Here is a 25,611-nt window from a genome sequence, read left to right on the forward strand (position 1 = left end):
GCGTGAGGGTCCCGGTCCCGAGGAGGCGTCGATGCTCATCGCCCAGCTCAGTGACCCGCACGTGACCACCGGCCCGCTCGCCGCTGAGCAGGCCTCCGGGCTGCACCGGGCCCTCGGTCGGGTGCTGGCCCTGCGTCCTCGGCCCGATTGCGTGGTGATCACCGGCGACCTGGTGGACAGCGGTCGCCCCGACGAGTACGCCGCGCTCCGCGAGATCATCGGGCGCTTCCCGCTGCCGGTGCACCTCGCCGCCGGCAACCACGACGACCGGGAGTCGTTGCTGGACACCTTCGGCGGCACCCCCTACCTGGGTGGCGGCTTCTCGGCCCACTACCACGTGGACCACCCGGGCGCGACGCTCGTGGTGCTCGACTCGCTCGTCCCCGGGGACGGCGCCGGGCGGCTCGGTGAGGAGCAGCTCGGCTGGCTCGACGGGGTGCTCGCCGGCCGCCCCGAGGCACCCGCCGTCGTGTGCCTGCACCATCCGCCGGTCGCGGTCGGCGTCCCGGCCATGGACGCCATCCGGCTCACCGACGCGGACGCCCTCGCCGCGGTGATCAAGCGACACCCCCATGTCGTACGTGTCGCCGCCGGTCACCTGCATCGACCGGTGACCAGCAACTTCGCCGGCACGGTGCTGACCACCGCGCCGAGCACCTGGATGCAGGTGAGTCTGACCATGACCGACGATCCGGAGATCGGGATGGTCGCCGAGCCGACCGCCTTCCTGCTGCACCGGGTGGCCGACGACGGCTGCGTCACGCACACCGTCCAGGTGAGCCACGCCGCGGGCCGGACCTGCTGGTTCTGACCCCCGGGATGCGCGGAGGCCGCCGGGATCGACTCCCGACGGCCTCCGCCTTCAGCCCCGGCTGGATCTACAGCAGGGCGAGGATCCGGTTGAGCAGGGCGACGATGCCGTTCAGGGGCCCATTGCCCGGGTTGTCGAGCAGGCCGGCAACGGCGCAGAGCAGGTTGCCGAGCAGGTTCCCCGGGCCCTGCTGCGCGGTGATGTCGAGCACCACCTCGTTCAGGTGGACCTGGAGGCCCAGCAGGTTGAGGTCCAGCGGGCCGAGATCCAGGTTGAGGATGTCGCAGGTGCCGCTGACCTGGACCGGGACGGAGACCTGCTGGTTCACCGCACCGAGCGAGGTGCCCGCCGAGTTGGTCAGGGCGCCGGTCAGCGTGCCGACCGTGGCGAGGCGACCGTTCTGGTTGACGAACCGGGTCGGAGTGAAGGTGCCGGCGAAGGTGCCGGTGCCGCCGAGCGCGTCCGTGAAGGTGCCGGTTACCGGCGTGCTCAGGGTCGATGCCGTCGGGGCGACGGTCGGCGCCTGCTGGGCGGCCGGTGCGGCCTGCGCCACCCCGGTCGCGCCGAGAACCAGGCTTGCGCTCGCGGCCAGGGCGACGAAGGTGGTGCGGAGACGTGCTGCGTGCATGAACTCTTCCTTCCACTGGGTTGCCCGTGCCTCCATCCGGTACCCGACCGAAAACCGGCAAACCACATAAAGATTCTCACTTTCGATCCCTTTCGGACGATGGGAGTGGCCCTTCGTGCCCGCTGGGCTGACCGCGCGGCACGGGATCGCCGAACTCTCGGCCGGACCGTCGAAATCGGACAGCGGACGATCCGTCGCCGGATCGTCAGCTCGTGGTCGACATTCGGGTGCGCGTACATCTGGAACAACACCGGCGACACGGCGTACCTGCGCAACTCCGCCGGCACCTCGATCGACACCTGCTCCTGGGGCAGCAGCGGCAGCTACACCTACTGCTGATCCCGGAGGCCCGCGACGCCGGCTCCCCGGTCCCAGGGAGCCGGCGTCGCGCGGGTGTGCGGCGTCCTCAGCCGAGCAGGGCGTCGCGCAGCGCGGGGGCCAGCACCTCCGGCGGGACCTCATGGAAGCCACCCGCCAGGCTGAGGTCGGTGGCACCGGGAATCGCCCCGGCGGTCGCCGCGGCAGCGTCGCGCAGCCAGTCCGGGCTGCCCGTGCTCGCCACCACGACGGTCGGAACGGTGATCCTGCCGAGCCGGTCGGCCGGTAGCCCCGCGTAGCCGGTGACCGTGGTGTCGTACGCCAGCGTGTGTGCCAGGCCCTCCATCCAGGACCACTCGGGCGCGGCACGCATCCCGCTGACCGCCTCGGGCGGCACCCCGACCGCGTCGGTCAGGAACAGTGCCACCGCGTCGCCGCGCCGGCCGGCCGCCACCAGTTCGCCCAGCCGCTCGGCCAGCCCGGGCTTGCGGCCGCCGTGCGGGCCGGCCTGAAACGGTGGCTCGAAGAGCGCCAACCCGGTCACCGGCAGGCCCTCGGCCGTCGCGTACGCGGCGAGGATCGCCCCGGAGGAGAGGCCGTAGAGAAAGGAGGTGTCGCCCGCCCGGTCCAGCAGGGCCGCCACGTCCTCGATCTCCCGCTGCACCGCGTACGGCTCGGTGTCCCCGCTGTCGCCACGGCCGCGCCGGTCGTAGCCGTACACCGTGAAGTCGGACGCCAGGACGGCGCCGAGCGGACGGGTGGTGCCGCGGTCGTTGAAGGCCCCGCCGACCAGGACGATCGGCGGCCCCTGGCCGGCCGTCTCGTAGGCGATCGTGGTGCCATCGGCGGACCGCACCGTGTCCACCGTCCAGGTGGTCCCGTTCGACGTCATGGCTACTTTCCTAGTGCAGACGGGCGACTTACGGTGGCCATGAAGGAATTCACCTGCCAGTCATGTCGGACTCGTCGGGCAGACCGGTGCAAGCGGCCGGCCATATCCACTGTTCTGTTGTGCTGGCCCGGTCGACCAATCACGTGTCGGATGGCAAGCTTTCTCCGGCGGGGTGGTGTCCCCGACTGCCGCCTTCCGCGATCGACCCCTGTCACGGCACGGATCAGGGTCGCCGGACGAACCATCGCCCGGACAGCCACGCGCCGAACCTCATGAGGAGTTCCATGTCCGTCTCCGGGATGCGTCGGGCCGCCGTCGGCCTGGCCGCGCTCGCCGCGACCGCGTTCACCGCGGTCGCCGTCAACCCCAACCAGGCCGAGGCCGACCCCAAGCCGGTCGACGTCAAGCTGCTCGCCATCAACGACTTCCACGGCAACCTCGAGCCGCCGACCGGCTCGAGCGGCACCATCGCCGGGCAGGCCGCCGGCGGCGCGGAATACCTGGCCACCCAGCTCAACAAGCTGCGCGGCACCACCGAGGAAGAGCGGGAGCGCACCGTCACGGTCGCCGCCGGTGACCTGATCGGCGCCTCCCCGCTGCTCTCTGCGGCCTTCCACGACGAGCCGACCATCGAGGAGATGAACCTCGCCGGGCTCGAGTTCACCAGCGTCGGCAACCACGAGTTCGACGAGGGCGCCACCGAGCTGCTCCGGATGCAGAACGGCGGCTGCCACCCGGTGGACGGCTGCGCCGACGGCACCCCGTTCGCGGGCGCCAAGTTCCAGTACCTGTCGGCGAACGCCTTCAAGACCGCCACCGGCCAGCCGCTGCTGCCGCCGTACGGCATCAAGAAGATCGACGGCGTCAAGGTCGGCTTCATCGGGATGAGCCTCGAGGGCACCCCGCAGATCGTCAGCCAGCAGGGCGTCGCCGGGCTGTCCTTCGCCGACGAGGCGGACACCGCCAACAAGTACGCCCGTATCCTCCAGGCCCAGGGCGTGCAGTCCATCGTCGTGCTGCTGCACGAGGGTGGCGTGCAGAACGGCGGCGGCATCAACGACTGCACGGGCTTCAGCGGTCCGATCGTCGACATCGCCAACCGGATGGACCCGGCCATCGACGTGATCGTCAGCGGGCACACCCACGCCGCGTACAACTGCAACATCAACGGCAAGCTGGTCACCAGCGCCAGCTCCTTCGGCCGCCTGGTCACCGACATCGACCTGAAGATCGACCGGCGTACCAAGGACGTGATCAGCGCCAAGGCGAACAACGTCGTGGTCACCCGGGACGTCCCGAAGGACCCGGCCAGCACCGCGCTGATCAACCACTACAAGACCGCGCTCGGCCCGGTCGCCGACAAGGTGGTCGGCGAGACCACCGCCGCGATCACCAAGACCCAGGAGAACCTGTACCAGACCGGGGTCGACGCCAACGGCAAGCCGACGTACCAGACCGGTGAATCGCCGCTGGGCAACCTGATCGCCGACGCCCAGCTCGCCGCCACCGACAACGAGCAGAACGCGGTTGCCGCGTTCATGAACCCCGGTGGTGTCCGCGCCGACATCGACGCCGGCCCGGTCACCTACGCCGAGGCGTTCACCGTCCAGCCGTTCGCCAACAACCTGGTGACCCTGGACCTGACCGGTGCCCAGGTGTACTGCATGCTGGAGCAGCAGTTCACCGTGGCCCGCGTGCTGTACGCGTCCTCGACCGTGCACTATGTCGTCGACACCAACGGCACCACCGCGCCCGCCGGCTCGCCGTGCAGCGGTACCCGGGTGGTCCGGGGCAGCCTCACCATCAACGGCACCCCGGTCACCGACACCGCGACCTACCGGGTCACGGTGAACAACTTCCTCTCCGGTGGCGGCGACGGCTTCAGCGTCCTCACCGGTGGCACGAACGCGGTCACCGGCATGATCGACCTGGACGCCCTCAACGCGTACCTGACCGAGAAGTCGCCGGTCTCCCCGCCGGCGCTGGACCGGATCCAGACCACCGCCGAGGTCCCCGCCGCCTGACGCGGGCCCGGTACGACGACGGGCCCCGGAGCATCCGCTCCGGGGCCCGTTCGCATGTTCCGCCCGGTCCGTCCGCCGTCCGGCGTGCCGTCACACCGAGACGGGTGCCGGCTCCTGGACGGCAGCCGGGGTCGGGGTGACGCCGCGGCCGTCCTGGGTGGGGGTGAGCAGCCTGCCCAGCGACAGGGCCAGCACCGAGGCGGTCAGGCAGCCACCCACCACGACCGCCACCCAGAGTCGCCCGTGCGCCGCGCCGATCAGCGGGCCGGCGGTGACCGGGCCGATGATGCCGCTGATCCCGAAGATCATCGAGCTCATCGCGTTGTACCGCCCGCGCAGCTCGTCGGTGGCGAGGGCGTTGGTCAGCGCCGGCATCACCGGCGAGAGCATCGTCTCGCCGAAGCCGAAGATCGCCGAGCAGGCCACCACGCCGAGCGCGGCGAGCAGCGCATTGCCCGTGCCGACCAGACCGGCCGCGCCGAGGACCAGCCAGGCGGTCGCGAAGACCGCGCCCACCGCGGCGAGGGCCCTCGTCCGGCTGCGCCCCTCCATCCGCCGGATCACCAGCAGCTGGGCCAGCACGATCATCACCGTGTTGCAGGCCAGTGCCCAGGCCACCACCCGGGGCGTCACCTCCACCACCCGCACCGAGTACGCGGTGAAGCCCACCTCGATCTGCGCGTACCCGCAGGTGGTGAGCACCAGGCCGAAGAGCACCAGGCGGCGGAACGGGCGGTCGCGCAGCACGGTGAGGTAGCCCCCGGTCGGGCGCCCGGCGTCCGCCGTCGGGGTCTGCGCCGGCCGGTGCCCGACGTGCGACAGGGTCAGCAGGATCAGACCCGGCATCAGATAGCTCAGCGCGTCCAGCAGGTAGATGGCCTGGAAGGTGACCGGGCGGGCGATGTCGACCACCGCGCCGGAGATCACGCCACCGATGCCGATGCCGAGGTTGAGCAGCGCGAACTGGAGGCCGAACACCCGCTGCCGCTCGCCGTCGCCGGTGAGCGAGGCGAGGATCGTGGTCTGCCCGGACCAGAGCGCCGAGCCGCCCACCGCGATCAGGGTGCTGACCGCGAACGCCGTGCCGACCGAGTCGACCAGCGCGAGCGAACCGGTGCCGAGCGCTTCGATCGCCAGACAGGGCAGCACCACCCGGCGGGCGCCGAACCGGTCGATCAGCGTCCCGCCCAGCGGGGAGAGGGCGAGCGTCACCGCGCCGAACCAGCCGATCACCAGGCCAGCCTGGTTGTCGCTCAGCCCGCGCACGTCGGTGAGGTAGATGAAGAGGAACGGCAGGGTCAGGCCGCGCCCGACGGCCGACAGCAGGGTGCCGAGCAGGATCCGACGGGCTTCGGGGCGGGTGGGTAGGGCGCGGCGCAGCATGCCTGGATTCTCTGCGGCGGGTACGACGACCTGCCAATGGTTTACCGCCGGTTCTGCACTGGGCAGAGCCGGCGGGTGAGCAAGCACACGTCGTCTGCGATGCTGGCTCGGTGACCGTGACCTGGCGCCACCTGCCCGCACCAGCCCGCGAGATCGCGGAGGCCGCCACCGAGGCGGTCGCCGCCGCCCGCGACCGGGACGCCGAGGCGTACGGGCCGGCGGTGGCGCGGCTCACCACCGCCGACCGGGCCGGCCTGGTGCTCGGCGGGGTGGTCCGGCTGTTGCTGGAGGAGACCCACCCGGACGGCCTGGACGGCGACGACGTCCGCCAGGTGCTGGAGCGCTGCGTCCGGTCCAGCGCCGAGTGGTGCCCCGACGTCGACCCGCACGTGCTGCTGGTGCTGCTGGCCAGCACCCTCGGCGTCTACGACCCGGGGGACGACGACGCGCCACCCGACCCGGCGGCGATCGCCCGGCACGCCCCGTTGCTCGTCGCCGACCTGCTGGCGGCCACCGGGCGGCCCGTCGCGGACTACCTGACCGCGGCCTTCGCCGAGGTCGCCCGCACCGAGCGGCACGACTGAAGCGGGGCTGCCGGGCCGGTCAGGACAGGTAGAGGATCATCCCGTCGCCGTGCCGGGCCGCCCGGGCGAAGTGGACGACGAGACGGTCGTACACCTCGCGCAGCCCGGCCACGTCGTCCGGCGACCACGGCCCCAGATAGGCCGACCGGAGCGCCTCCGCGTCGTACGCCGCCACCAGCCGGTCGAAGGGCACCTCGGCGAGCTGCCCGGCCAGCTGGCGGACCTGCTCGGGGGTGAGCGCCCGGGGCCGGTCGTAGCTCCACACCTCGCCGAACGGCTCGCCGCCGAGGAACGGGCACGGCCGGACGGCGGCGGCCCGGTCGAGCAGGATCCGCAGCGCGTCCCAGGTCTTGTCAGTGTCGTAGCCCCGGGGCTCGGCGGGCCCGGCGTCGTCGAGCTGGGCGTCCAACTCGGCGTCGAGCAGGTCGTCGGTGAACTCCTCCGCCCACTCCGGATCGCGCAGCGACCGGGCCAGCTCCGCCGGGGTCATCCGGATGTGCTCAGCCACCATGCCCATGCACGCAGGCTAATGCCGACCCCCGACACGCCCTCGGCGCTACGGGCTGGCGGCGAGGAACACGAACGCGGCGAGAAGCACCAGGTGCACGCCGCCCTGGAGCACGGTCGCCCGTCCCGGCACCACGGTCAGCACCCCGGTCACGGCGGTGAGCGCGAGCAGCGCCATCTGCGTACCTCCGAGACCCAGCAGCAGCGGGCCGTCCAGCCAGATGGAGGCCAGGGCGATGGCCGGGATGGTCAGGCCGATGCTCGCCATGGCCGAGCCGAGGGCCAGGTTGAGGCTGATCTGGACCCGGTCCCGCCGGGCGGCCCGGGAGGCGGCCAGGGTCTCCGGCAGCAGCACCAGCAGGGCGATGACCACCCCGACGAAGGCCTGGGGCAGGCGCGCCGCCGAGACGCCCGCCTCGATCGCCGGGGAGATGGTCTTGGCGTCGCCGACCACCGCGACCAGCGCGACGATCAGCAGCACCAGGCTCGCCAGGGCGGTACGCGCCGACGGCGGGTCGGCGTGTCCGTCGCCGTCCGCGTCCTCGGCCAGGATGCTGCCCTCCTGGGTGACCGGCAGGAAGTAGTCGCGGTGCCGGCCGGTCTGCACCATCACGAAGAGCCCGTAGAGGGCGAGGGAGGCCACCGCCGCGAAGGTGAGCTGCGCCGGGGAGAACTCGGGGCCGGGCCGGCTGGTGGTGAAGGTCGGCACCACCAGACTCAGGGTGGCGAGCGTGGCCACGGTGGCCAGCGCCCCGCCGGTGCCCTCCGGGTTGAAGACCGCCACCCGCCGTCGTAGCGCGCCGAGCAGCAGGGACAGGCCGAGGATCCCGTTGCAGGTGATCATCACGGCCGCGAAGACCGTGTCCCGCGCCAGCGCCTGGGTCTTGTCCCCGCCACTGATCATGAGCGTCACGATCAGACCGACCTCGATCACGGTGACCGCCACGGCGAGGACCAGCGAACCGAACGGCTCGCCGACCTTGTGGGCCACCACCTCGGCGTGGTGCACGGCCGCCAGGACCGCGCCGGCCAGCAGCGCGGCAACCGCCATGATCAGCACGGCGGGCAGCTGCCGGCCCCAGGAGACCGCGAGCACCAGGACCGCGATCAGAGGTACGAGAGTGGTCCAATCGGTCAGGCGGGATCGGATCAGCGCGGCCATGCCATCAACCTTGCCAGGAAAATCGATCACCTGCCCATGCCGGGCGCTCAGGCATCCGCGACTCGACCCCGGGTTCCTGGCGGCGCAGGCCGTGACCAAATCCAGCGATCCGCTTGACTACGTCACTGCCTCCGTCGCCCTGCGGTCGGCTATCGTGACCTCGATCGACGGCTGTCCGCTAACCCACGAGACTCTTGGTCATGAGGTGCTCCCGACGCACGCCGTCGGGCATGAGGTCGCCGAGCTCACCCGTGTCACGGAAGCCGTTCCGCTGGTAGAGCGCCCAGGCGTTCGTGTTGCCCGCCACCACGGCCAGCCGCAGCGTCCCCGCGCCCACCTGCCGGGCCCAGTGCTCGATCGCCCGCACGAGGTGGTCGCCCACGCTCCGGCCGCGTCCCACCGGCGCCACGTACATCGAGATCAGCTCGACGACGCCGTCCTGATCGGTGGGCACCCCGCTGGCCATCCCGACGGGCTGCCCGTCGAGCATCGCCAGGATGTTGTGCGAACCGGGGATGGCGAGCCGGCCGCGCCACCGCTCCTCGCGGTCGCCGTCGCCCTGCCAGTCCGCCAGTTGAGAACCGAACGCGTACGCCGCCTCCGCCAGCGCGGCGAGCCGCAGTTCCCGCCACATCTTCCAATCGCCCTCGGTGAGCACCCGCGTCTCGATCATGCGGCGAAGGCTGCCGCACCCGTGGGAAGCAGGCAACCCGGATTCCGGTGTCTGGCGCATGCGGCCATGGCCGCTAATGTTTGCCACGGCCGGCGCCAGACGGATGCCGCCGACACCGGCGGTCGTCAGCTCCCAGCGGCTCGCGCCCTTATTGAAAGAGCCTGCCGGGCCTTCTGGAGCGGGACGGCTTGGTGATCACGGAATCCCTGCGCCTGCGGCGCACCATGATCGAGTTCGCCTTCCTCTTCAGCCCTCGCAGGATTCGGTCCTTCATCGCACGCCTTCCCTTCTCACGCACGTCAGATCAACCATGGCGATTCCGCGCGGGACATTCGGTCGGGGTGGCCCGGCCTGCCAGCGGCGCGGGAAGTCCGTCGGCCTGTGGTACCTCAGCCCGGGTACCCGGCGAGACAGCAGCCATTCATCACCGTCGGCCTACGCTGGCGGTCGAACGTGCATTCGGCGGCGCGCTCCTGCTGTGGGCTCAGGTGATTCCTCCCCTTCCTGCACTCGGGCGGAGGGAGCCCCGGTTAATCGTCGTTCGTGACGCGGATGATGGTCTTCCCGGGCACTCGGGGGGCGTCGGGCCCGAATGCGGCCACTGCCTCCGACAGGGGCCGGATGGCTCCGATGTTCGGGGTGAGTCGTCTGTCGCGCAGTCGCGTGGCCAGTTCGGTGAGTTGGGAGCGGTCGGCTTCGACGACGAAGAAGATCGCGCGACCGTTCTGCGGCTGGATCTCCGGCGGGCTGGCGATGGTGACGAGCGTGCCGCCAGGACGCACGAGTGCGGTGGAGCGGTCGCGGATGTCTCCGCCGATCACGTCGAAGACCACATCGACCTGTCCGACGTCCTCAAGAGTCTCGTTCTCGAGGTCCACGAACGCGGCGACGCCCAGCTTCAGCGCGGTGTCTCGGTCTCGTGCGCGGCCGGTGCCGATCACTCGTGCTCCGACCTCGCGGGCGAGCTGGACTGCGATCGAGCCGACACCACCCGCGGCGCCGTGGATCAGGATAGTTTGACCCGGTCCGATGCGGGTGTGGACGAAGAGAGCCTGCCAGGCGGTGAGTCCGGAGATCACCGTGGCCGTGGCCACGGCGTGGTCCACGTCCGCGGGCAGCGGCGCGAGGTTGCGGGCCTCGACGGCCACGTACTCGGCCAGAGAACCGTTGCGCGTCCAGTCGGTCAGACCGAACACGCGCTGCCCCACGCTCAGCCCCGTGGTGCCGTAGCCCAGCTCGGTCACGACACCGGACACCTCGTGTCCGGGAACGGACGGGGTGCGGTCCCGCCCGGCACGATCGGTCCAGGTACCCGGCCAGGTCAACTCCCCGGGAGTGAACCCTGACGCGTGCACGCGCACCATGACTTCGTTCTCCGCCAGATGCGGGCACGGCACCTCGGTCAGGGTCAGCCCGGCCAATCCCGCCTCTTGGTCCCGCGCGGTGATCGCCTGCACAACAAATCCTCTCTGCAGCCGGCATGAGTCGGTGGGGAGCCGGATGCAGCGAGAACTGCACGCCCGGTTCGGAGGGCGGGCCGAAGAGACGGACCGGACGACAGCCCGGCTCCGAGCGGGCTCAGGATTTCCGCAGCGGCCGGAACGCGGCCCGCATCTCGGTCGCGAACAGGTCGGGCTCCTCCCAGGCGGCGAAGTGGCCGCCCTTGTCGACCTCGTTGAAGTACGCGAGGCCGGGGTAGACCATCTCGACCCAGCTGCGCGGGGCAGCCCAGAGCTCGCCGGGGAACGTGGTGAAGCCGACCGGAACCGTGACCGGCGGAGGGGCCTGGCCGGCCGCAGCGGCTGCGGCCAGGAACCGTCCAAATTCCCAGTACCACCGGGCGGCCGAGGCGCCGGTGCCGGTCAGCCAGTACAGCGTGATGTTGTCGACGATGGTATCCCGGGTGAGGCCGCCCACGGGCTTGCCGTCGACGAACGCGCGGGAGATCTTGTAGTAGCTGTCCGTGTCGTGGTCGAGCATCCAGGCCGCCAGCCCGACCGGCGAATCCAGCAGGGAGTAGCCGATCGTCTGCGGCCGGGTGGTCTGCTCCAGGAAGTAGCCGTAGCCGTCCGTCGTGAACGTGTTGAGCGCGTCCTTCGCCGCGCGTTCCTGCTCGGACTTCGCCGGCAGTTGGTCCTTGAGACCGAGCGCCCCGGGGAGCAGGTTGATGTGGATGCCGAGCAACCCCTCGGGTCCCTGGCGGCCCATCGCGTCCGTGACGGCGGCGCCCACGTCGCCTCCCTGGGCGACGTAGCGCGTGTAGCCGAGGCGGCCCATCAGCTCCGCCCACGCGCGTGCGATGCGGCCGTTCTCCCAGCCGAACTCGGCCGGCTCGCCAGAGAAGCCGTAGCCGGGCAGCGACGGCAGCACCAGGTGGAAGGCGTCCTCGGCCCGACCGCCGTGCGCGGTCGGGTCGGTGAGCGGGCCGATGACTCCGAGCAGCTCGACGACCGAGCCCGGCCAGCCGTGCGTCATGATCAGCGGCAGGGCGTTCTCGTGCTGCGACCGCACGTGGATGAAGTGGATCTCGACGCCGTCGATGTAGGTCGTGTACTGCGGCAGGGCGTTCAGCTTCGCCTCGAAGGCGCGCCAGTCGTGCTCGGTCGTCCAGTAGCGGACCAGCTCCTGGACCATCGCCAGCTGCACGCCCTGGGCGCGATCGGTGACCAGCTCTCGCGTGGGCCAGCGCGTGGCCGCGATCCGGCGACGCAGGTCGGCAATCGCTTCCTCCGGCGCATCGAGCCGGAAGGGACGGATCTCATTGTCGTTGGACATGTCCTCCACCTGCCGCTTCGGGTCGACCGGCGCCGGGACACCGGCGGGGCTGGCACCCGCCAAGTCTCGCACCGGCCCGCCGACCAGCGGACCGAAACGCGATTTCGCGCTCGGCTCCGGCCCGGACCGGCTTACTGACTTCGGCGAGTGATGATCCGCAGAAATGAATCAAGGCCCCTCCGTGGAGGGGCCTTGACCTGCTGTTACCTCTGGTCGGGGTGGCCGGATTCGAACCGACGACCTCTTCGTCCCGAACGAAGCGCGCTACCAAGCTGCGCCACACCCCGAGGCGTGCCGACAAATAGTAGCCCACCCGCTCCGATGGTCAAACTCGGTACCCCCACCCCTCCGGGCGGGGGTCGGTCAGCGGGGGATCAGGGTCAGCACGCTGGCCTCCGGGGGGCAGGCGAAGCGCACCGGCGCGGTGGGGTGCGTACCGAGGCCGGCGGAGACGTGCAGCCAGGAGTCGGAGCCGGGCCAGCGGTGCAGCCCGCGGGCCATCGAGCGGGGCAGCCCGCAGTTGGTGACCAGGGCGCCGTAGCCGGGCACGCAGACCTGCCCGCCGTGGGTGTGGCCGGCGAGCAGCAGCCCGAAGCCGTCCGCGGCCATCCGGTCCAGCACGGCGGGTTCCGGCGAGTGGGCCAGCGCGATGGAGAGGGCGGCCCCGGTGCTGACCGGTCCCGCCACCGCCTCGTAGTCGTCCCGCTCGATGTGCGGGTCGTCCACGCCGACCAGCTCGATCTCCCGGCCGCCCGCCTTCACGGCGGTCCGCGCGTTGTTGAGGTCCGCCCAGCCCGCGCCGGTGAAGACGTCGCGCAGCTCCTCGTACGGCAGCGGGACGCCCTCGGTGTACTCCCGGTCGGGCAGGAAGTAGGTGAACGGGTTCTTCCAGACCGGGCCGGTGTAGTCGTTGGAGCCGAAGACGAAGGCACCGGGCAGGTCGAGCAGCGGTTGCAGGGCCCGCAGCACGCCCGGGACGGCCTCCGGATGGGCCATGTTGTCCCCGGTGACCACCACCAGGTCCGGGTCGAGCGCGGCCAGCGAGGCCACCCAGTCCTGCTTGCGCCGCTGGTTCGGCGTCATGTGCAGGTCTGACAGGTGCAGCACGCGCAGCGGCTCGGCGTCCGTGGGGAGCACCGGTACGTCGTACCGGCGCAGGGTGAACATGTTGCGCTCGACGAGCGACGCGTACGCCAGGGTGGCCGCGCCGGCGGCGACGGTCCCGGCGGCGAGCCGGAATAGTGTGCGCTTTCGCATGGCGTTCAGGGTAGTTTGACCGTCCATGAGCACGCTGAAGGACCGTCTCACCGCCGACATGCGCGCCGCCCTGAAGGCGCGCGACGAGCTGACCACCTCCACACTGCGGATGGCCCTCGCGGCCGTCGGCAACGCCGAGGTCGCCGGCAAGGAAAAGCGCGAGCTCAGCGACGACGAGGTGCTCGCGGTGCTGACCAAGGAGGCGAAGAAGCGGCGCGAGGCCGCGGTCGCCTTCGCCGACGCGGGTCGCGCCGAGCAGGCGGGCAAGGAGACCGCCGAGGGCGAGGTGCTGGAGCGCTACCTACCCAGGCAGCTCTCCGACGCCGAGCTGACCGAGCTGGTCGCGGGGGCGCTCGCCGCCGGGGGCTTCACCGGCAAGGCGCAGATGGGCCCGGCCATGAAGGCGGCCCAGGCCGCGGTGGCCGGCCGGGCCGAGGGTGGCCGGGTCGCCGCCGAGGTACGCCGGCAGCTCGGCCTCTGACCGGGCCGGACGACGAAGCGGGCGGGCACCCACCTGGGGTGCCCGCCCGCCGTCGTTCCTCGGTCAGCGGCGCGGTGGCCGGCCGGGGCCGTTGCCGTTCGGTGGAGGTGGGGTGCCGGGGTCCGGCTTGCCGCCGCCGGCGCTGACCTCGATGGTCACCACGCCGCCCTTGATGGTGCGTCCGTCCGGGCTGGTACCGGCGGCGGTGCCCGCCGGACACTCGGACGGGACCTTGCTGCTGGAGACCACCGGCTCGAAGCCGGCGCCGCTCAGCCGCGACTTGGCGGTCTCGACCGACTCGCACTTCACCCCGGGGATGGAGCGCTGGTCACCCATGAGGATCTTGCCGCTCGGCGGGGTGAAGTCGATCCGCTCCTTGCCCTTCATGGCGTCCCGGAGCGTCTCGTACACCGCCGGGTTGATGCCGGTGGGGACGTCGTGGCCCATCTTCTGGTTGGTCTGCGCCCAGTCCGGGTCGGCCTCGATGCCGGCGACCGCGTACTGCTTGGTCATCGCGACGAGGGCGGAGGTCTTGTCGGAGTCGGTGGTGCCGGACTTGCCGGCGACCGGGGCGTTGACGATCCGGCGCACGTTGCCCGCGGTGGCGGTCTTGCACTTGGAGGTCGACGAGTGGTCACCGACCGGGCAGCGGGCGGCATCCACGGCGGCTCGGGCCACCTGGGTGCTGATCCGCTGCTCGCAGTGCGGGTTGGCGATGTCCAGCTTGTCGCCGTCCGGGCCGCGGATCTCCTGGACCGGGATCGGCTCGCAGTACTTGCCGTCGGCGGCCAGGGTCGCGTAGGCGTTGGCCAGTTCCAGCGGGGTGGTCTGCGAGACGCCCAGGGTGAAGGCGCCCCACTGGTGCGCGGCGTCCTTGTTCGCGGCGAAGCTGGCGTCGTTGGGCGCCCGGAAGGTGATGCCCAGCTTCTCGGCGGCCTTCACCACGTTCTCGGCGCCGACCCGCTGCTGCAGCGCAACCCAGTAGGTGTTGACCGAGAAGCCGAACGCGCTCCACATGTTGTGCACGCCGGCCATCGACTTGTTGGCGTTCTGCGGGCAGTAGAAGTGCGTGCCCGGGCAGGCGGCCGGGTTGCCCGAGTCGATGATGTACTCGGACTTGAACTGCTGCTGCGCGTTGATGGTGTAGCTGAGTGGGTAGCCCTTCTCCAGGGCCGCCACCATGGTGAACATCTTGAACGTCGAGCCGGCCTGGTAGCCGGTGATGCCACCACCGCCGGAGATCAGCGGGTTGACCGTGTTCGGGCGGTTGCCCCGGATGTTCCGCTTGGCCTTCCTCGGGTCGCTGGAGATCTTGTTCTGCGGGTGGGCCGGATCGTCGAGCTTGAAGTTCCGGTTGACCGCGATGGCCCGGACCCGACCGGTGCCCGGCTCGATCACCGCGACCATCCGGGCGGCCTTGTTGTCCTCGCTCAGGTGGTTGCGGACCGCCTTGTCGGCGGCCTTCTGCGCCTGGATGTCGAGGCTGGTGGTGATGGTGTAGCCGCCGCTCTTCAGCCGGCGCTCGCGGTCGTAGGAGGTCGAGCCGAACGTCTCCTGCTGCATCCACCAGCGGTAGAAGTAGTCGCAGAAGAAGCCCCAGGAGCGGGTGTTGGTGGCGACGCAGCCGTTCGGGGTGCGCTTGTTCTTGACCACCAGCTTGATCTTCTTGGCCTGGTCGGCCTGCGCCTGGGTGATGGCGCCGATCTGCACCATGTTCTGGATGACGTAGTCGCGCCGGCCGACCGCCTCCGGGTAGCCCGTCTTGGTGGTGGGGTCGAACGCGGTCGGTGCCTTCACCATGCCGGCCAGCATGGCCGACTCCTGGATGTCGAGCTTGCTCGGCGCCTTGCCGAAGTAGACCTGGCTGGCGGCGTAGATGCCGTACGCGCCGTTGCCGAAGGCGGCGATGTTCAGGTAGCGCTCCAGGATCTCGTCCTTGGAGAGTTCCTTGTCGATCTGGAGCGCGTAGCGCATCTCGCGCAGCTTGCGGGCGCTGGTGTCCTCGGTCGCGGCGACCACGTCGGCCGGGTGGGTGGCCGAGTACGAGATGGCCAGCCGGACGTACTGCATGGTGAGCGTCGACGCGCCCTGCCGGGAGGCCCCGGCCTGGTTGTTGACGAACGCCCGGGCGACGCCGTTGAGGTCCACGCCGTTGTGCTTGTAGAAGTCGTGGTCCTCGGCCGCGATGATGGCCTTCTGCATCACCGGCGCGATGTCCTTGAGCTTGACGTCGCGCCGGTTCTCGTCGTACATCGTGGCGAGCGGTGTCTTGCCGTCCGCGGCGACCAGGTAGCTGATCTGCGGCGCGCGGGCCACTGTCAGCTCCTTGGGGAGCGCGCCGAAGGTCTCGGCGCCCGCCTTGGCGGCAAGTCCGGACATCGCCACCGCGGGGAAGGCCGCCGCCGCGACCACCACGCCGGCCAACAGGCCACAGATGAGTAGCGATGCGGCGTTGGTCAGCACATTGTGGTCACGTTTCCGCATCCAGGTCACCTCGACAGGGTACGCGAGTAGGGAACGAGGGGCGCGCGGGGAAGTTTCCCCATTTCCTGCGCGCGCCGGTCTCGTTGTGCTAAACGCACGAACCCTGGTGCGAGGTTGCGTGAACCCGGGAGAAGTCTCCCCCGAATGGGGGAGCCGTGCAGCGTTTTCCCGAACCCCGTCCGGGTAGACGGCGGGCCAGAGCCCGGGAAGCCGGGAGTGTCCGTAATGATGGATTTCGCCGACAACGTTGCGTAATCGGGCGACTACACAGCATGATGGTGGCGGCGACAGAGCCGCATGTCGTCCGTGCCGCCCTGGGGAGGCCGGCCGGACGACCAGGGGGTTGATTCGACGGCTGGTCGCGGCGAAGTCGGTAGGTACTGCAAGGGGGGACGTGTACAGATGGGCATGATCACTGACTGGCCGTCACTGGCGGCATGTCAGAACGGGGACCCGGACGCGTTGTTCGTACAGGGCGCCGAACAGAACGTGGCGAAGCGGATCTGCCGGAGCTGCCCAGTGCGGTACGAGTGCCTGGCCGACGCGCTAGACAACCGGATCGAGTTCGGTGTGTGGGGTGGCATGACCGAACGCGAGCGTCGGGCGTTGCTGCGCCGTCATCCGCAGGTGACCAGCTGGCGGAAGATGTTCGAGGCCGCCATGAAGAAGAACGCCAGGGAGAAGGCCGGCAAGGACAAGGTCCTGGTGACCACCGCCAACTGACCGACCACGTCAGCCGGCCGGCCGGTCGCCGCGCCTCACCGCCGGCTGATCGCCTCGCCGATCGTCCGCAGCCCGTCGACGTCGTGCACGTCGGCGGGCTGTGCCGTCACCGACACCGCCGGCACCGTCGGGAACGCCTCGGTGAACCGGGCCGCCACCCGCCGCTCGCGTACCGCCTGCTGGGCCAGGGCGGCGTGGGCCCGCAGCACCTCGACGGTGCCCGCGTGCGCGCCGCCGGCGGCCAGCCGCTCGGCGGCGGCCAGGCTGTCGGCGGCGCTCAGGTCCGACACCGCCGGCCGGTGCACCCGGTTGAGCACCAGGCCGGCCAGCGGCATCCGCTCCTCGCGCAGCCGGCCGGCGAAGTAGGCGGCCTCCCGGACCGCGTCCGACTCCGGCGCCGCGACCAGCAGGAACGCCGTCTCCCGGGCCTGCAGGATCCGGTAGGTCTGCTCGGCCCGCTGCCGGAAGCCGCCGAACATCGAGTCCAGCGCGGCGACGAAACCGGAGAGGTCGGTGAGCAGCTGCGCACCGAGCACCTTCTGCACGATCTTCGAGAACATGCCGAAGCTGGCCGTCACGAAGCTGAACATGCTCCGCCCGCCGCTGCGGGCCGGCGCGAGCAGCAGCCGCAGCATCCGGCCGTCGAGGAAGCGGGAGAGCCGGGCCGGGGCGTCGAGGAAGTCCAGCGCCGAGCGGGACGGTGGGGTGTCCACCACGATCAGGTCCCACTCGCCCCGGGCGTGCAACTGGCCCAGCTTCTCCATCGCCATGTATTCCTGGGTGCCGGCGAACGTGGAGCTCATGGCCTGGTAGAAGGGGTTGGCGAAGATCTCCGCCGCCTTCGCCGGATCGGTGTGCTGGAGCACCACGTCGTCGAAGGTGCGCTTCATGTCGAGCATCATGGCGTGCAGCTCACCGCCGCTGGCCTCGACATCGATCCCCTTGACCTGGCGCGGGGTGTTGTCCAGCTCGGTCAGGCCGAGGGACTGGGCCAGCCGGCGGGCCGGGTCGATGGTGAGCACCACCGTGCGCCGACCGTGCCGCTCGGCCGCCCGCAGCGCCAAGGCGGCCGCGGTGGTCGTCTTGCCCACTCCGCCGGCCCCGCAGCAGACCACGATCCGGACGCCCGGATCGGCGAGGATCTGGTCGACGTCCAGCGGTGGCGCCGCGTCTTCGGAAGGCACCAATCGAGCGTATCGGTCGAGAGGGTGTCTCTGCTCCGTGCCGGCCGCAGGTGTGAGTCAGTCGGCCCGGACGAGCGCCGCCGCCAGCGTCTCCAGCCCGGCCCGGTCCATCCCGTCCGGGAGCAGCGGCAGCTCGGTGAGGGGCAGCCCCAGCTCCACCAGCTCGGCCCGGAGCGAGTCCTCCAACTCCCGGCGTATCTGCTGGTCCCGGGCCTCCTGGACGAGCCCGGCGACGGTCCGGCCGTCGGTCGGCAGGCCGGCGGCGGCCAGCCCCCGCTTCACCTCGGCCGCGGTCACCCCGCGACCCGCCGGCACCGGCGGCCGGGTCCCGTTGACGATCACCCGACCGATCGGGAACCCCAGCTGGGTCAGCTCGTCGATCGCGTCGACCGTCTCCTGGACCGGCATCTCCTCCAGCAGCGTCACCACGTGCACGGCCGTGATCGGCGAGCGGAGCAGCACCGAGACCCCTTCGCTCTGGGTCTTGATCGGGCCGACCTTGGCCAGCCGGGCGGTCTCCGCGGTCACGTTGAGGAAACGGCCGATCCGGCCGGTCGGCGGGGCGTCCAGCACCACCGCGTCATACGTCCGGCGTTGGCCGCTGGTGCGGGTGGTGGCCTCCTTGACCTTGCCGGTGAGCAGCACGTCCCGCAGGCCCGGCGCGATGGTGGTGGCGAAGTCGATCGCGCCGAACTTGCGCAGTGCCCGACCGGCCGCGCCGAGCTTGTAGAACATGTCGAGGTATTCCAGGAGCGCCTCCTCGGCGTCCACCGCCAGCGCCCGCACCTCGCCGCCGCCCGGCGCGTCGGTCAGGTGCCGCTCCTCGTAGGGCAGCGGGTCGGTGCCGAAGAGCTGGGCGATGCCCTGCCGTCCCTCCACCTCGACCAGCAGGGTGCGCCGGCCGCCGGCGGCCAGCCCGAGGGCCAGCGCCGCGGCCACGCTGGTCTTGCCCGTGCCGCCCTTGCCGGTCACCACGTGGAGGCGGGCCGGCCACCCGGTGCCGGCCGATTCCGCCGGATGCTCAGCTGCTGCCACCCGTCGAGCCTATCCAGCCGCCCGGCTCAGGCGACCTCGCAGACCCACCAACCTGTCTTCCGCACCACGGTGAAGCGCAGGTCCTGGTCGGCCACCTTCTCGTCGGAGGTGGTCATGGTGACCTTGGTGGTGACGGTTGCCCGGTCGCCGGTCTGGTTGTCCACCTTCGGGGTGGTCCACCGGAACCGTGGGCTCTGGTACTTCGTGGCGTACTTCCGCACCTCGTCGACCTTGGCGGCGATCTTCTTGTCGTCCCGCGAGGCGGAGCAGACGAAGGTGGCCGCCTTCCGGGCGTCCCGGTCCTTGTAGACCGCGGTGAGGAAGTTGTCCACCGCGACCGCCGGCTCCTTGGCGCCCTGGCCCTCCTCCGCGTTGCGCAGGGTGAGGAACGCGGCCGTGGCGCCACCGCCGCAGAGCAGGACCGCCGCGGCCAGCACGATCGAGGCGATCAGCAGCCCGCGCCGCTTCTTCGGGGCCGCCGGATCCGGGTACGGCAGGTAGCCAGGGGCCGGTGGCGGGTAGGCCCCGGGGGTCGGCATGGCGCCGACGGGCGGCTGCTCAGGCGACGGGCCACCGGGCGAACCGGTGGCGCCGCCGATGGGCGGTTGGGTCATGTCTTCCCCCGAGGGTGCGGCGCCGTCGCCGCCGCAGGCGACGAACGCGTGATCGAGCGTGGCGCACGGGCGTGGGTCGCCCGTCCAGACCGGAAGGGTAGCGGTCGATGGGCGACTTGCCAGCCCCGCGTGTCCCGCCCGAGCAGCGTCCCGCGTCCCGGTAGGTTCGCCGGACCGTAGGCTGAGCCTGACCGAAGTCCATGCCAGGCAAGGGAGCCTTTAGCTGATGCAGAAGTGGGAATACGCCACGGTCCCGCTGCTGGTCCACGCGACCAAGCAGATCCTCGACAACTGGGGCGAGGACGGCTGGGAGTTGGTCTCCGTGGTTCCCGGCCCGAACCCGGAGCAGCTCGTCGCCTACCTCAAGCGTCCGAAGGCGTGACGGCCATGGCGAACGGACCGCACGCGAAGCTCGCCGAGCTGGGCCTGACCCTGCCCGAGGTGGTGCCGCCGGTGGCCAGCTACGTGCCGGCCGTGCAGTCGGGGCAGCACGTCTACGTCTCCGGTCAGCTGCCGATGGCCGAGGGCAAGCTGCTCGCCACCGGCAAGGTGGGCGCCGGCGTCTCGGTCGAGCAGGCGAAGGACCTGGCCCAGCGGTGCGCCCTGAACGCGCTCGCCGCCATCGACTCGCTGGTCGGCCTGGAGAATGTCGTCAAGATCGTGAAGCTGAGCGGCTTCGTGGCCAGCGCGCCGGGCTTCACCGGCCAGCCGGGTGTGATCAACGGTGCCTCCGACCTCTTCGGCGCCGTCTTCGGCGAGGCCGGCCGGCACGCCCGCAGCGCGGTCGGCGTCGCCGAGCTTCCGCTCGACTCCCCGGTCGAGGTCGAGGTAATCGTCGAGGTCGCCTGACGCTCCGTACCCGCGATCTTGCGGTTGTGGCGCCGGCAGATGGCCCCGCAAGGGGACATAACACCAGCCGAGACTGCAAGATCGCGGGTACTGGCGAGCGGGGTCGTACGATCGCTGCCATGGGCGGGCATGTGACCGGGGCGGCAGGTGCGCTCGCGGACGAGCTGCCGGGTTGGGTGACGCTGCTGCGCGCGCCGAACCCGGGGCCGATGACGCTCGACGGCACCAACACCTGGGTGCTGCGCGCCCCCGGCGCGGAGTACGCGGTCGTCGTCGACCCGGGCCCGGCCGACGAGGCGCACCTGGCCGCGATCGCGGCGCACGGGCCGGTCGGGTTCGTGCTGATCACCCACGGGCACCCGGACCACACCGAGGGCGCGCCGCGGCTGAGTGAGCTGCTCGGCGGCGCGCACGTCCTCGCCGTCGACCCGGCGCACACCATCGGCGGCGAGCCGCTGACCGAGCCGGGCGAATCGTTCGGCGGCTTCGGCCTGGAGATCGACCTGCTGAACACTCCCGGGCACACCGCCGATTCGGTCTGCTTCCTGGTCGAGCACGGCGACGAGCGGGTGGTCCTCACCGGCGACACCATCCTGGGCCGGGGCACCACCGTGGTCGCCCACCCGGACGGGCACCTCGGGGACTACCTGTCGAGCCTGGAGCTGCTCTCCACGTACCGCGGGGTCCCGGCGCTGCCCGGGCACGGCCCGGCGCTGGCCGACTGCGCCGCGGCGGCCGAGTTCTACCTGGCCCACCGGCGGGCCCGGCTCGACCAGGTCCGCGCCGCGGTCGCCGAGGGCGCGACCACCGCGCCCGAGGTGGTCGCCAAGGTCTACGCCGACGTCGACCGGTCGCTCTGGTGGGCCGCCGAGTGGTCGGTCCGCGCCCAGCTCGAATACCTCGGGGTGGAGCAGCCGTGACCTGCCCGGTGTGCGGAACCGTCGCGGTACCCGGCGCGCGGTTCTGCCACAACTGCGGGGCGGCGCTGCCGGCCGCCGCGACGCTGCCCGCCGCCGAACGGCGGGTGGTCACCGTGCTCTTCGGCGACTTGTCCGACTTCACCTCCTGGTCCGAGGACCTCGACCCGGAACGGGTCGGCGCGGTCACCGACCGGGTGCTCGCCGCCCTCGCCGGCGCGGTCAAGACCTTCGGCGGGCACGTCGACAAGCTCACCGGCGACGGCATCATGGCCGTCTTCGGCGCACCCGTCGCGCACGAGGACGACGCCGAGCGGGCCGTCCGGGCCGCGCTCTCCATGCAGCGGGCGGTCCGCCGGGTGCTCGACGACGAGCGGGGCGGCGGCGCGCCGCTCGGCCTGCGGGTCGGCCTGAACACCGGTGACGTCATCGCCGGCATCCAGGCCGCCATCGAGTACACGGTCATCGGCGACACGGTGAACACTGCTGCCCGGCTCGCCGACGCCGCCGCCGTGGGCGCGGTCTACGCCGGGGCGCGGACCGCCGCCGCCACTCGGCACGTCGCCTCCTGGCGGGCGCTGCGCCCGCTGCGGCTCAAGGGCAAGCGGGAGCCGGTCGAGGCGTATGAGCTGCTGGGCCTCCTGGACGCGCCGGGCACCCGGTCCGGCCTCGGCGACGAGGCGCCCTTCGTGGGCCGGGAGACCGAGGTCGGCCGGGTCGCCGGGCGGCTCGCCGAGGTGATCGACCGGGGCGAGCCCCGGGTGCTGCTGATGACCGCCGAGGCGGGGATCGGCAAGTCCCGGTTCGCCGCCGAGGTGGAACGCCTCGCCGCCGGCTACGACGTCGGCGCCGGCCGCTACGCCGCGCACACCGGCGCCCGGGTGCTCTCCGTCCGCTGCGCCGCGTTCGGCGAGCGGCGCCGGCTCGCGCCCCTCGCCGACCTGGTCCGGGCCGCCGTCGGTCTGCCCAACGACGCGGCCACCGCGCTCACCCGGCCGGCGGTCGAGGAGCGGCTGCGCCGGCTCGGCCAGCGGCTCGGCCGGCTCCCCGGTGACCTGCCCCCACTCGCCGTCGACCAGCTCCTGGCCCTGCTCGGGTACGCCGAGCTCCCCGCCGCCAGCGAGAACGGCGAGTGGAATGTCGCCTCCCCGCCGCCGGACGCCGAGGCGGTGCCGAACGCGGTCGCCGGGCTGCTCAGCGCGCTCGCCGTCGAGGCGCCGCTGATGATCGTCGTGGACGACCTGCACGACGCCACCGCCGAGACCATCAAGGCGCTCGCGCTGACCCTCAACCGGCTCAGCGGCCCGGTGCTGGTGCTGCTGCTCGGCCGGCCCGAGCTGGTGCGTACCGCCGGGGCGCTGACCCGGCTCGCGGACGCCGAGGTGCACGCGCTGCCCCCGCTGCGCGGTGCCGACGCGGCCCGGCTGCTCACCAGCTATCTGAGCGGCGGCAAGCTGCCGCCGGCCGACGCGGACCGGCTGCTCGCCACCGCGCAGGGCAACCCGTTCTACCTGGCCGAGCTGGTGACCCTGCTGATGGAGCGGGGTGCGCTCACCGCGGGCGCGGACCGGGACATGCCCGGTGGCTGGCGGCTGGCGCCCGGCTCGATGGGCAGCCGGCTGCTCTCCCGGGACCTGGCAGCCGTACTCGCGGCGCGTATCGACGCGCTGCCGGTGGACGCCCGCTCGGTGCTGCGGGACGCCGCCGTGGTCGGCGACACCGTGCCCTCGGGCACCCTGGAGGCACTCCGCGAGCAGCGCGCCGGGCGGGACGGCCGGCCGGCGGCGGTGGTCGCGGTCGAGCTGGACCGGGCCGTGGAGGAGCTCCTGCAACGCCGGATGCTGCACCGGACCCGCGCCGGGTACGCGTTCGCCACCCCGCTGATGCGCGAGGCCGCGTATTCCGGGGTGAGCAAGGCCGAGCTGGCCGAGCGGCACGCCGCGCTGGCCCGTTGGGCCGCCCCGGAGAGCGCCGACGCCCCCGCCGCCCCGCCCGGCGGGTTCACCGGGACCGCCCGGGACGACTTCGTCGCCCAGCACGTCGAGCGGGCCGCGGCGCTCGCGGACGCGGTCAAGCTGCGCCCCGACGCGCCGGCTCGCGCGGTCGCCCCGCTGGGCGTGGCCGCGCTCGGCCGGGCCGCTCGCCGCGCACTACGCTCGGGGGAGCCGGCCCTGGCCGTCGAGTACGCCGAACGCGCCGCCGAGCTGGCCCGCGACGGCGTGCCGCTGGCCGACCGGGTGGTGCACGCTCGGGCGCTGCTCCAGGTCGGCCGCCCCCACGACGCGCTCGCCTTCGCCGAGAAGATCGCCGCCAACGCCGGGGACGCGGCGGCCATCCGGGCCAGCGCCCTGCTGCTCGCCGGGCAGGCCCACCAGACCCTCGGCGACGCCGCCAGGGCGGAGCGCTGCTGGCAGGAGGCGTTGCAGGTGGCCACCGCGGCCGAGCTGCCGACCGTGCGCGCCTCGGCCATGCGCCGGCTCGGCATGGCAGACTTCATCGCCGGCCGGCTGGGCCAGGCGAGCAGCCGCCTCGCCGCCTCCTATCAGGTCAGCCTCGCCGCGAAGGACCCGCGCGGGCAGGCCTGGTCGTTGCAGAACCTGGCCTGGGTGACCACCACCCGGGGCGACTTCGCCGGCACCAACGCGGTGCTCGGTCGGGCCGCCCGGCTCTTCGCCGAGCTGAAGGACCCGTACGGGCGGGCCTGGCTGCGCGGCACCACCGCCTTCGCCCGGCTGCTCGCCGGCCGGCTCCGGGAGGCCTGTCGGATGGCGCAGGTGTTCCTGCCGTTCGGCGAGCGGGTCGGCGAGGCGTGGGCGGTCGGCACGCTCCGTGCGGTCGAGGCGTACGCCACCGCCGAGCTGGGCGAGCTGGCCGAGGCGGACCGTGGGGCACGTCGGGCGTACCGGGAGTTCGCCGAGGTCGGCGACGACTGGGGGCAGGGCTTCGCGCTGGTCGTCCGCGGGGTGGTGGCGCGCGGGTTGGGCGAGCCCGAGCACGCCGCCGACCTGCTCACCGACGCCCTCGCGTACGCCGGGCGGACGTCGCACCCGCTGCTCACCGGGATGGCTGGCACGATGCACGGGTTCGTGGCGCTGGACATGGGTGACTGGGAGACCGCCGAGCGGGACGCCCGGTCGGTGCTGACCACGGTGGAGCCGCACAACCCGCAGGCGCCCGCCCAGGTGGCGCCCCGGGTGCTGCTCGCGATGGCCCGGCTCGCCGCCGGCGACCCGCCGACCGCGGTGGGGCTGCTCGCCCCGGTCGCCACCGCCGCCGCCAGCAGCCCGTCCCTGCTCTTCTCCCGTCGCCAGACCATGGCCCGGTACGCTTCCGCGCTGCTCGCCCACGGCCAGCGCGAACAGGCGCTGGACTGGGCGCAGCGGGCGGTGGCGGCGCCGGCCGAGGATGTCCGCAGCCAGGTCATCGCGGCCTGCGTACTGGCCGAGACGCTGGACGCCTGCGGCCGCCGGGCCGAGGCGCTGGCCAGCGCCGAGGAGGCGGTCCGCCTGGCGTACGCCACCGAGCAGCGCAGCGAGCGGGCTGTCGCCGACGCCCTCCGCGCCCGCCTCGCCGCGAGCTGACTCGCGTGCGCGCCGCGCCGCGCGCCCCCAGGGACCCGCGCTGATTCAGGGAAAGCGTGGCCTCCGCGCGCCGGACAACCAGGCTTTCGGTGAATCTGCGCCCACCGGGTGTCGCGGGGCGCGGGCGGGGGGCGATAGGTATGGCGGTTCCGGGGATGTGCGTGTCGGGCCCGCCGGTTAGCGTGTGGGGTCGATTGGGACCGGTCACGTCGGCGGGTTTGGGGGAGGACGGATGAGGCTGCCGCGCTCGGGCGCCGGCTGGACGATCGCGGTCTTCGGGGCCCTGGCGGTGCTGTTGGGTGCGCTCGGGCTGGTCTGGCCGGAGGCTCAGCTTCGCATGCTCGGCTTCGAGGTGCCGGCCGAGCGGGCCGCCGGTGACTACACCGGCACGTTCCTCACCGCGTCCTCCATGGCGTCCTTCAACATGGGGGTCTACTACCTGCTCGCCGCCGCCACCGAGTGGCGACCGTTCTACCGGTTCACCGTCTGGTTCCGGCTGGTCACGTTCACCGTTTTCAGCATCACGGTGCTGACCCACGTCGCCCCCGGTCGGTTCTTCGGCGTGGCTGCCTGGGAGGGGCTCGGTGCGGTCGCCACGGCCGTCGGCCTGTGGTGGGACGCCCGCCGGGCCGTCGCCCCGGGGGCGGCCGCGGACGACGCCGCCGGCTCCGGGCCGGTGCCGGCGACCGATGCGGCGCGCTGAGCGACGCGGATCGTTGGGTATTTTCG

General features: G+C 72.2%; 24 protein-coding genes and 1 tRNA gene. 11 read left to right on the forward strand and 14 right to left on the reverse strand.

Features of this window, described 5'->3' with window-relative positions; genetic code table 11:
* Window positions 1-31 precede the first annotated feature (31 nt).
* A complete protein-coding gene (locus ACFYOS_RS19660; protein WP_387143266.1) occupies window positions 32-811 on the forward strand; it encodes a phosphodiesterase in 780 nt (259 codons plus the stop codon).
* A 67-nt stretch (window positions 812-878) separates the two neighbouring features.
* Here the strand turns inward: ACFYOS_RS19660 and ACFYOS_RS19665 are convergent, their stop codons facing one another.
* On the reverse strand, window positions 879-1,439 hold the full coding sequence (locus ACFYOS_RS19665; protein WP_387143269.1) for a hypothetical protein: 561 nt from the start codon (window positions 1,437-1,439) through the stop codon (window positions 879-881).
* A gap of 99 nt (window positions 1,440-1,538) precedes the next feature.
* Between ACFYOS_RS19665 and ACFYOS_RS19670 the strand changes: the two genes are divergently transcribed.
* The gene (locus tag ACFYOS_RS19670) at window positions 1,539-1,778 is read left to right on the forward strand and encodes a hypothetical protein (protein WP_387143271.1); all 240 of its coding nucleotides are present in this window, start codon (window positions 1,539-1,541) and stop codon (window positions 1,776-1,778) included.
* A 67-nt stretch (window positions 1,779-1,845) separates the two neighbouring features.
* On the opposite strand, the gene ACFYOS_RS19675 is transcribed toward ACFYOS_RS19670, so the two are convergent.
* Window positions 1,846-2,649 (reverse strand): alpha/beta fold hydrolase, encoded by an 804-nt coding sequence (locus ACFYOS_RS19675; RefSeq protein WP_387143274.1) that lies wholly within the window; start codon window positions 2,647-2,649, stop codon window positions 1,846-1,848.
* Window positions 2,650-2,933: 284 nt separating this feature from the next.
* Between ACFYOS_RS19675 and ACFYOS_RS19680 the strand changes: the two genes are divergently transcribed.
* Window positions 2,934-4,673 (forward strand): bifunctional metallophosphatase/5'-nucleotidase, encoded by a 1,740-nt coding sequence (locus ACFYOS_RS19680; RefSeq protein WP_387143277.1) that lies wholly within the window; start codon window positions 2,934-2,936, stop codon window positions 4,671-4,673.
* Between the two features lie 90 nt (window positions 4,674-4,763).
* Here ACFYOS_RS19680 and ACFYOS_RS19685 read toward each other — a convergent pair whose 3' ends face one another.
* A complete protein-coding gene (locus ACFYOS_RS19685) occupies window positions 4,764-6,056 on the reverse strand; it encodes an MFS transporter (protein ID WP_387143280.1) in 1,293 nt (430 codons plus the stop codon).
* Between the two features lie 110 nt (window positions 6,057-6,166).
* On the opposite strand from ACFYOS_RS19685, the gene ACFYOS_RS19690 reads away from it, so the two are divergent.
* On the forward strand, window positions 6,167-6,640 hold the full coding sequence (locus tag ACFYOS_RS19690; protein ID WP_387143283.1) for a hypothetical protein: 474 nt from the start codon (window positions 6,167-6,169) through the stop codon (window positions 6,638-6,640).
* Window positions 6,641-6,659: 19 nt separating this feature from the next.
* On the opposite strand, the gene ACFYOS_RS19695 is transcribed toward ACFYOS_RS19690, so the two are convergent.
* The 7 genes from ACFYOS_RS19695 to ACFYOS_RS19725 all read right to left on the reverse strand — a co-directional run bounded on the left by ACFYOS_RS19695 (window position 6,660) and on the right by ACFYOS_RS19725 (window position 13,014).
* Window positions 6,660-7,157, reverse strand: coding sequence for a YfbM family protein (locus ACFYOS_RS19695; RefSeq protein ID WP_387143286.1), 498 nt, complete (start codon window positions 7,155-7,157; stop codon window positions 6,660-6,662).
* Window positions 7,158-7,196: 39 nt separating this feature from the next.
* Entirely contained in the window at window positions 7,197-8,309 is a 1,113-nt protein-coding gene (locus ACFYOS_RS19700; RefSeq protein ID WP_387143289.1) for a calcium:proton antiporter, read from the reverse strand.
* A gap of 178 nt (window positions 8,310-8,487) precedes the next feature.
* Window positions 8,488-8,982, reverse strand: coding sequence for a GNAT family N-acetyltransferase (locus ACFYOS_RS19705; RefSeq protein WP_387143292.1), 495 nt, complete (start codon window positions 8,980-8,982; stop codon window positions 8,488-8,490).
* Window positions 8,983-9,512: 530 nt separating this feature from the next.
* A complete protein-coding gene (locus ACFYOS_RS19710; protein ID WP_387143295.1) occupies window positions 9,513-10,439 on the reverse strand; it encodes an NADP-dependent oxidoreductase in 927 nt (308 codons plus the stop codon).
* A 121-nt stretch (window positions 10,440-10,560) separates the two neighbouring features.
* On the reverse strand, window positions 10,561-11,757 hold the full coding sequence (locus tag ACFYOS_RS19715; RefSeq protein WP_387143298.1) for an epoxide hydrolase family protein: 1,197 nt from the start codon (window positions 11,755-11,757) through the stop codon (window positions 10,561-10,563).
* 210 nt (window positions 11,758-11,967) lie between these two features.
* Window positions 11,968-12,044 (reverse strand) — tRNA-Pro (locus tag ACFYOS_RS19720).
* A gap of 76 nt (window positions 12,045-12,120) precedes the next feature.
* The gene (locus tag ACFYOS_RS19725; protein WP_387143301.1) at window positions 12,121-13,014 is read right to left on the reverse strand and encodes a metallophosphoesterase; all 894 of its coding nucleotides are present in this window, start codon (window positions 13,012-13,014) and stop codon (window positions 12,121-12,123) included.
* A 25-nt stretch (window positions 13,015-13,039) separates the two neighbouring features.
* Here ACFYOS_RS19725 and ACFYOS_RS19730 point away from each other — a divergent pair, with 25 nt between their 5' ends.
* On the forward strand, window positions 13,040-13,495 hold the full coding sequence (locus tag ACFYOS_RS19730; protein WP_387143303.1) for a GatB/YqeY domain-containing protein: 456 nt from the start codon (window positions 13,040-13,042) through the stop codon (window positions 13,493-13,495).
* A gap of 63 nt (window positions 13,496-13,558) precedes the next feature.
* Here the strand turns inward: ACFYOS_RS19730 and ACFYOS_RS19735 are convergent, their stop codons facing one another.
* Window positions 13,559-15,979, reverse strand: a complete 2,421-nt coding sequence (locus tag ACFYOS_RS19735; RefSeq protein ID WP_387143306.1) for a penicillin-binding protein — start codon at window positions 15,977-15,979, stop codon at window positions 13,559-13,561.
* A 402-nt stretch (window positions 15,980-16,381) separates the two neighbouring features.
* On the opposite strand from ACFYOS_RS19735, the gene ACFYOS_RS19740 reads away from it, so the two are divergent.
* A complete protein-coding gene (locus ACFYOS_RS19740; RefSeq protein WP_387143309.1) occupies window positions 16,382-16,702 on the forward strand; it encodes a WhiB family transcriptional regulator in 321 nt (106 codons plus the stop codon).
* A 35-nt stretch (window positions 16,703-16,737) separates the two neighbouring features.
* On the opposite strand, the gene ACFYOS_RS19745 is transcribed toward ACFYOS_RS19740, so the two are convergent.
* Genes ACFYOS_RS19745 through ACFYOS_RS19755 form a run of 3 tightly spaced genes read right to left on the reverse strand, consistent with a single transcriptional unit; the run spans window position 16,738 to window position 19,535 of the window.
* Window positions 16,738-17,889, reverse strand: coding sequence for an ArsA family ATPase (locus ACFYOS_RS19745; protein ID WP_387143312.1), 1,152 nt, complete (start codon window positions 17,887-17,889; stop codon window positions 16,738-16,740).
* Between the two features lie 54 nt (window positions 17,890-17,943).
* The gene (locus tag ACFYOS_RS19750; protein WP_387143315.1) at window positions 17,944-18,921 is read right to left on the reverse strand and encodes an ArsA-related P-loop ATPase; all 978 of its coding nucleotides are present in this window, start codon (window positions 18,919-18,921) and stop codon (window positions 17,944-17,946) included.
* Window positions 18,922-18,947: 26 nt separating this feature from the next.
* On the reverse strand, window positions 18,948-19,535 hold the full coding sequence (locus tag ACFYOS_RS19755; protein ID WP_387143318.1) for a hypothetical protein: 588 nt from the start codon (window positions 19,533-19,535) through the stop codon (window positions 18,948-18,950).
* A 226-nt stretch (window positions 19,536-19,761) separates the two neighbouring features.
* On the opposite strand from ACFYOS_RS19755, the gene ACFYOS_RS19760 reads away from it, so the two are divergent.
* From ACFYOS_RS19760 to ACFYOS_RS19780, 5 genes are all read left to right on the forward strand, one after another.
* Window positions 19,762-19,917 (forward strand): DUF4177 domain-containing protein, encoded by a 156-nt coding sequence (locus ACFYOS_RS19760; RefSeq protein ID WP_013736319.1) that lies wholly within the window; start codon window positions 19,762-19,764, stop codon window positions 19,915-19,917.
* Window positions 19,918-19,922: 5 nt separating this feature from the next.
* Window positions 19,923-20,384: a RidA family protein gene (locus tag ACFYOS_RS19765; RefSeq protein ID WP_387143321.1), complete on the forward strand. Its 462-nt coding sequence runs from the start codon at window positions 19,923-19,925 to the stop codon at window positions 20,382-20,384.
* 119 nt (window positions 20,385-20,503) lie between these two features.
* Window positions 20,504-21,304, forward strand: coding sequence for an MBL fold metallo-hydrolase (locus ACFYOS_RS19770; RefSeq protein ID WP_387143324.1), 801 nt, complete (start codon window positions 20,504-20,506; stop codon window positions 21,302-21,304).
* The gene (locus tag ACFYOS_RS19775) at window positions 21,301-24,882 is read left to right on the forward strand and encodes an adenylate/guanylate cyclase domain-containing protein (protein WP_387143327.1); all 3,582 of its coding nucleotides are present in this window, start codon (window positions 21,301-21,303) and stop codon (window positions 24,880-24,882) included. The genes ACFYOS_RS19770 and ACFYOS_RS19775 overlap by 4 nt, the downstream gene beginning before the upstream one ends.
* Before the next feature lie 232 nt (window positions 24,883-25,114).
* Complete coding sequence (locus ACFYOS_RS19780) at window positions 25,115-25,585, forward strand: hypothetical protein (protein ID WP_387143330.1); 471 nt, start codon at window positions 25,115-25,117, stop codon at window positions 25,583-25,585.
* Window positions 25,586-25,611 lie beyond the last annotated feature (26 nt).

Source organism: Micromonospora sp. NPDC005806, assembly GCF_042871425.1.
Classification (GTDB): Bacteria; Actinomycetota; Actinomycetes; order Mycobacteriales; family Micromonosporaceae; genus Micromonospora.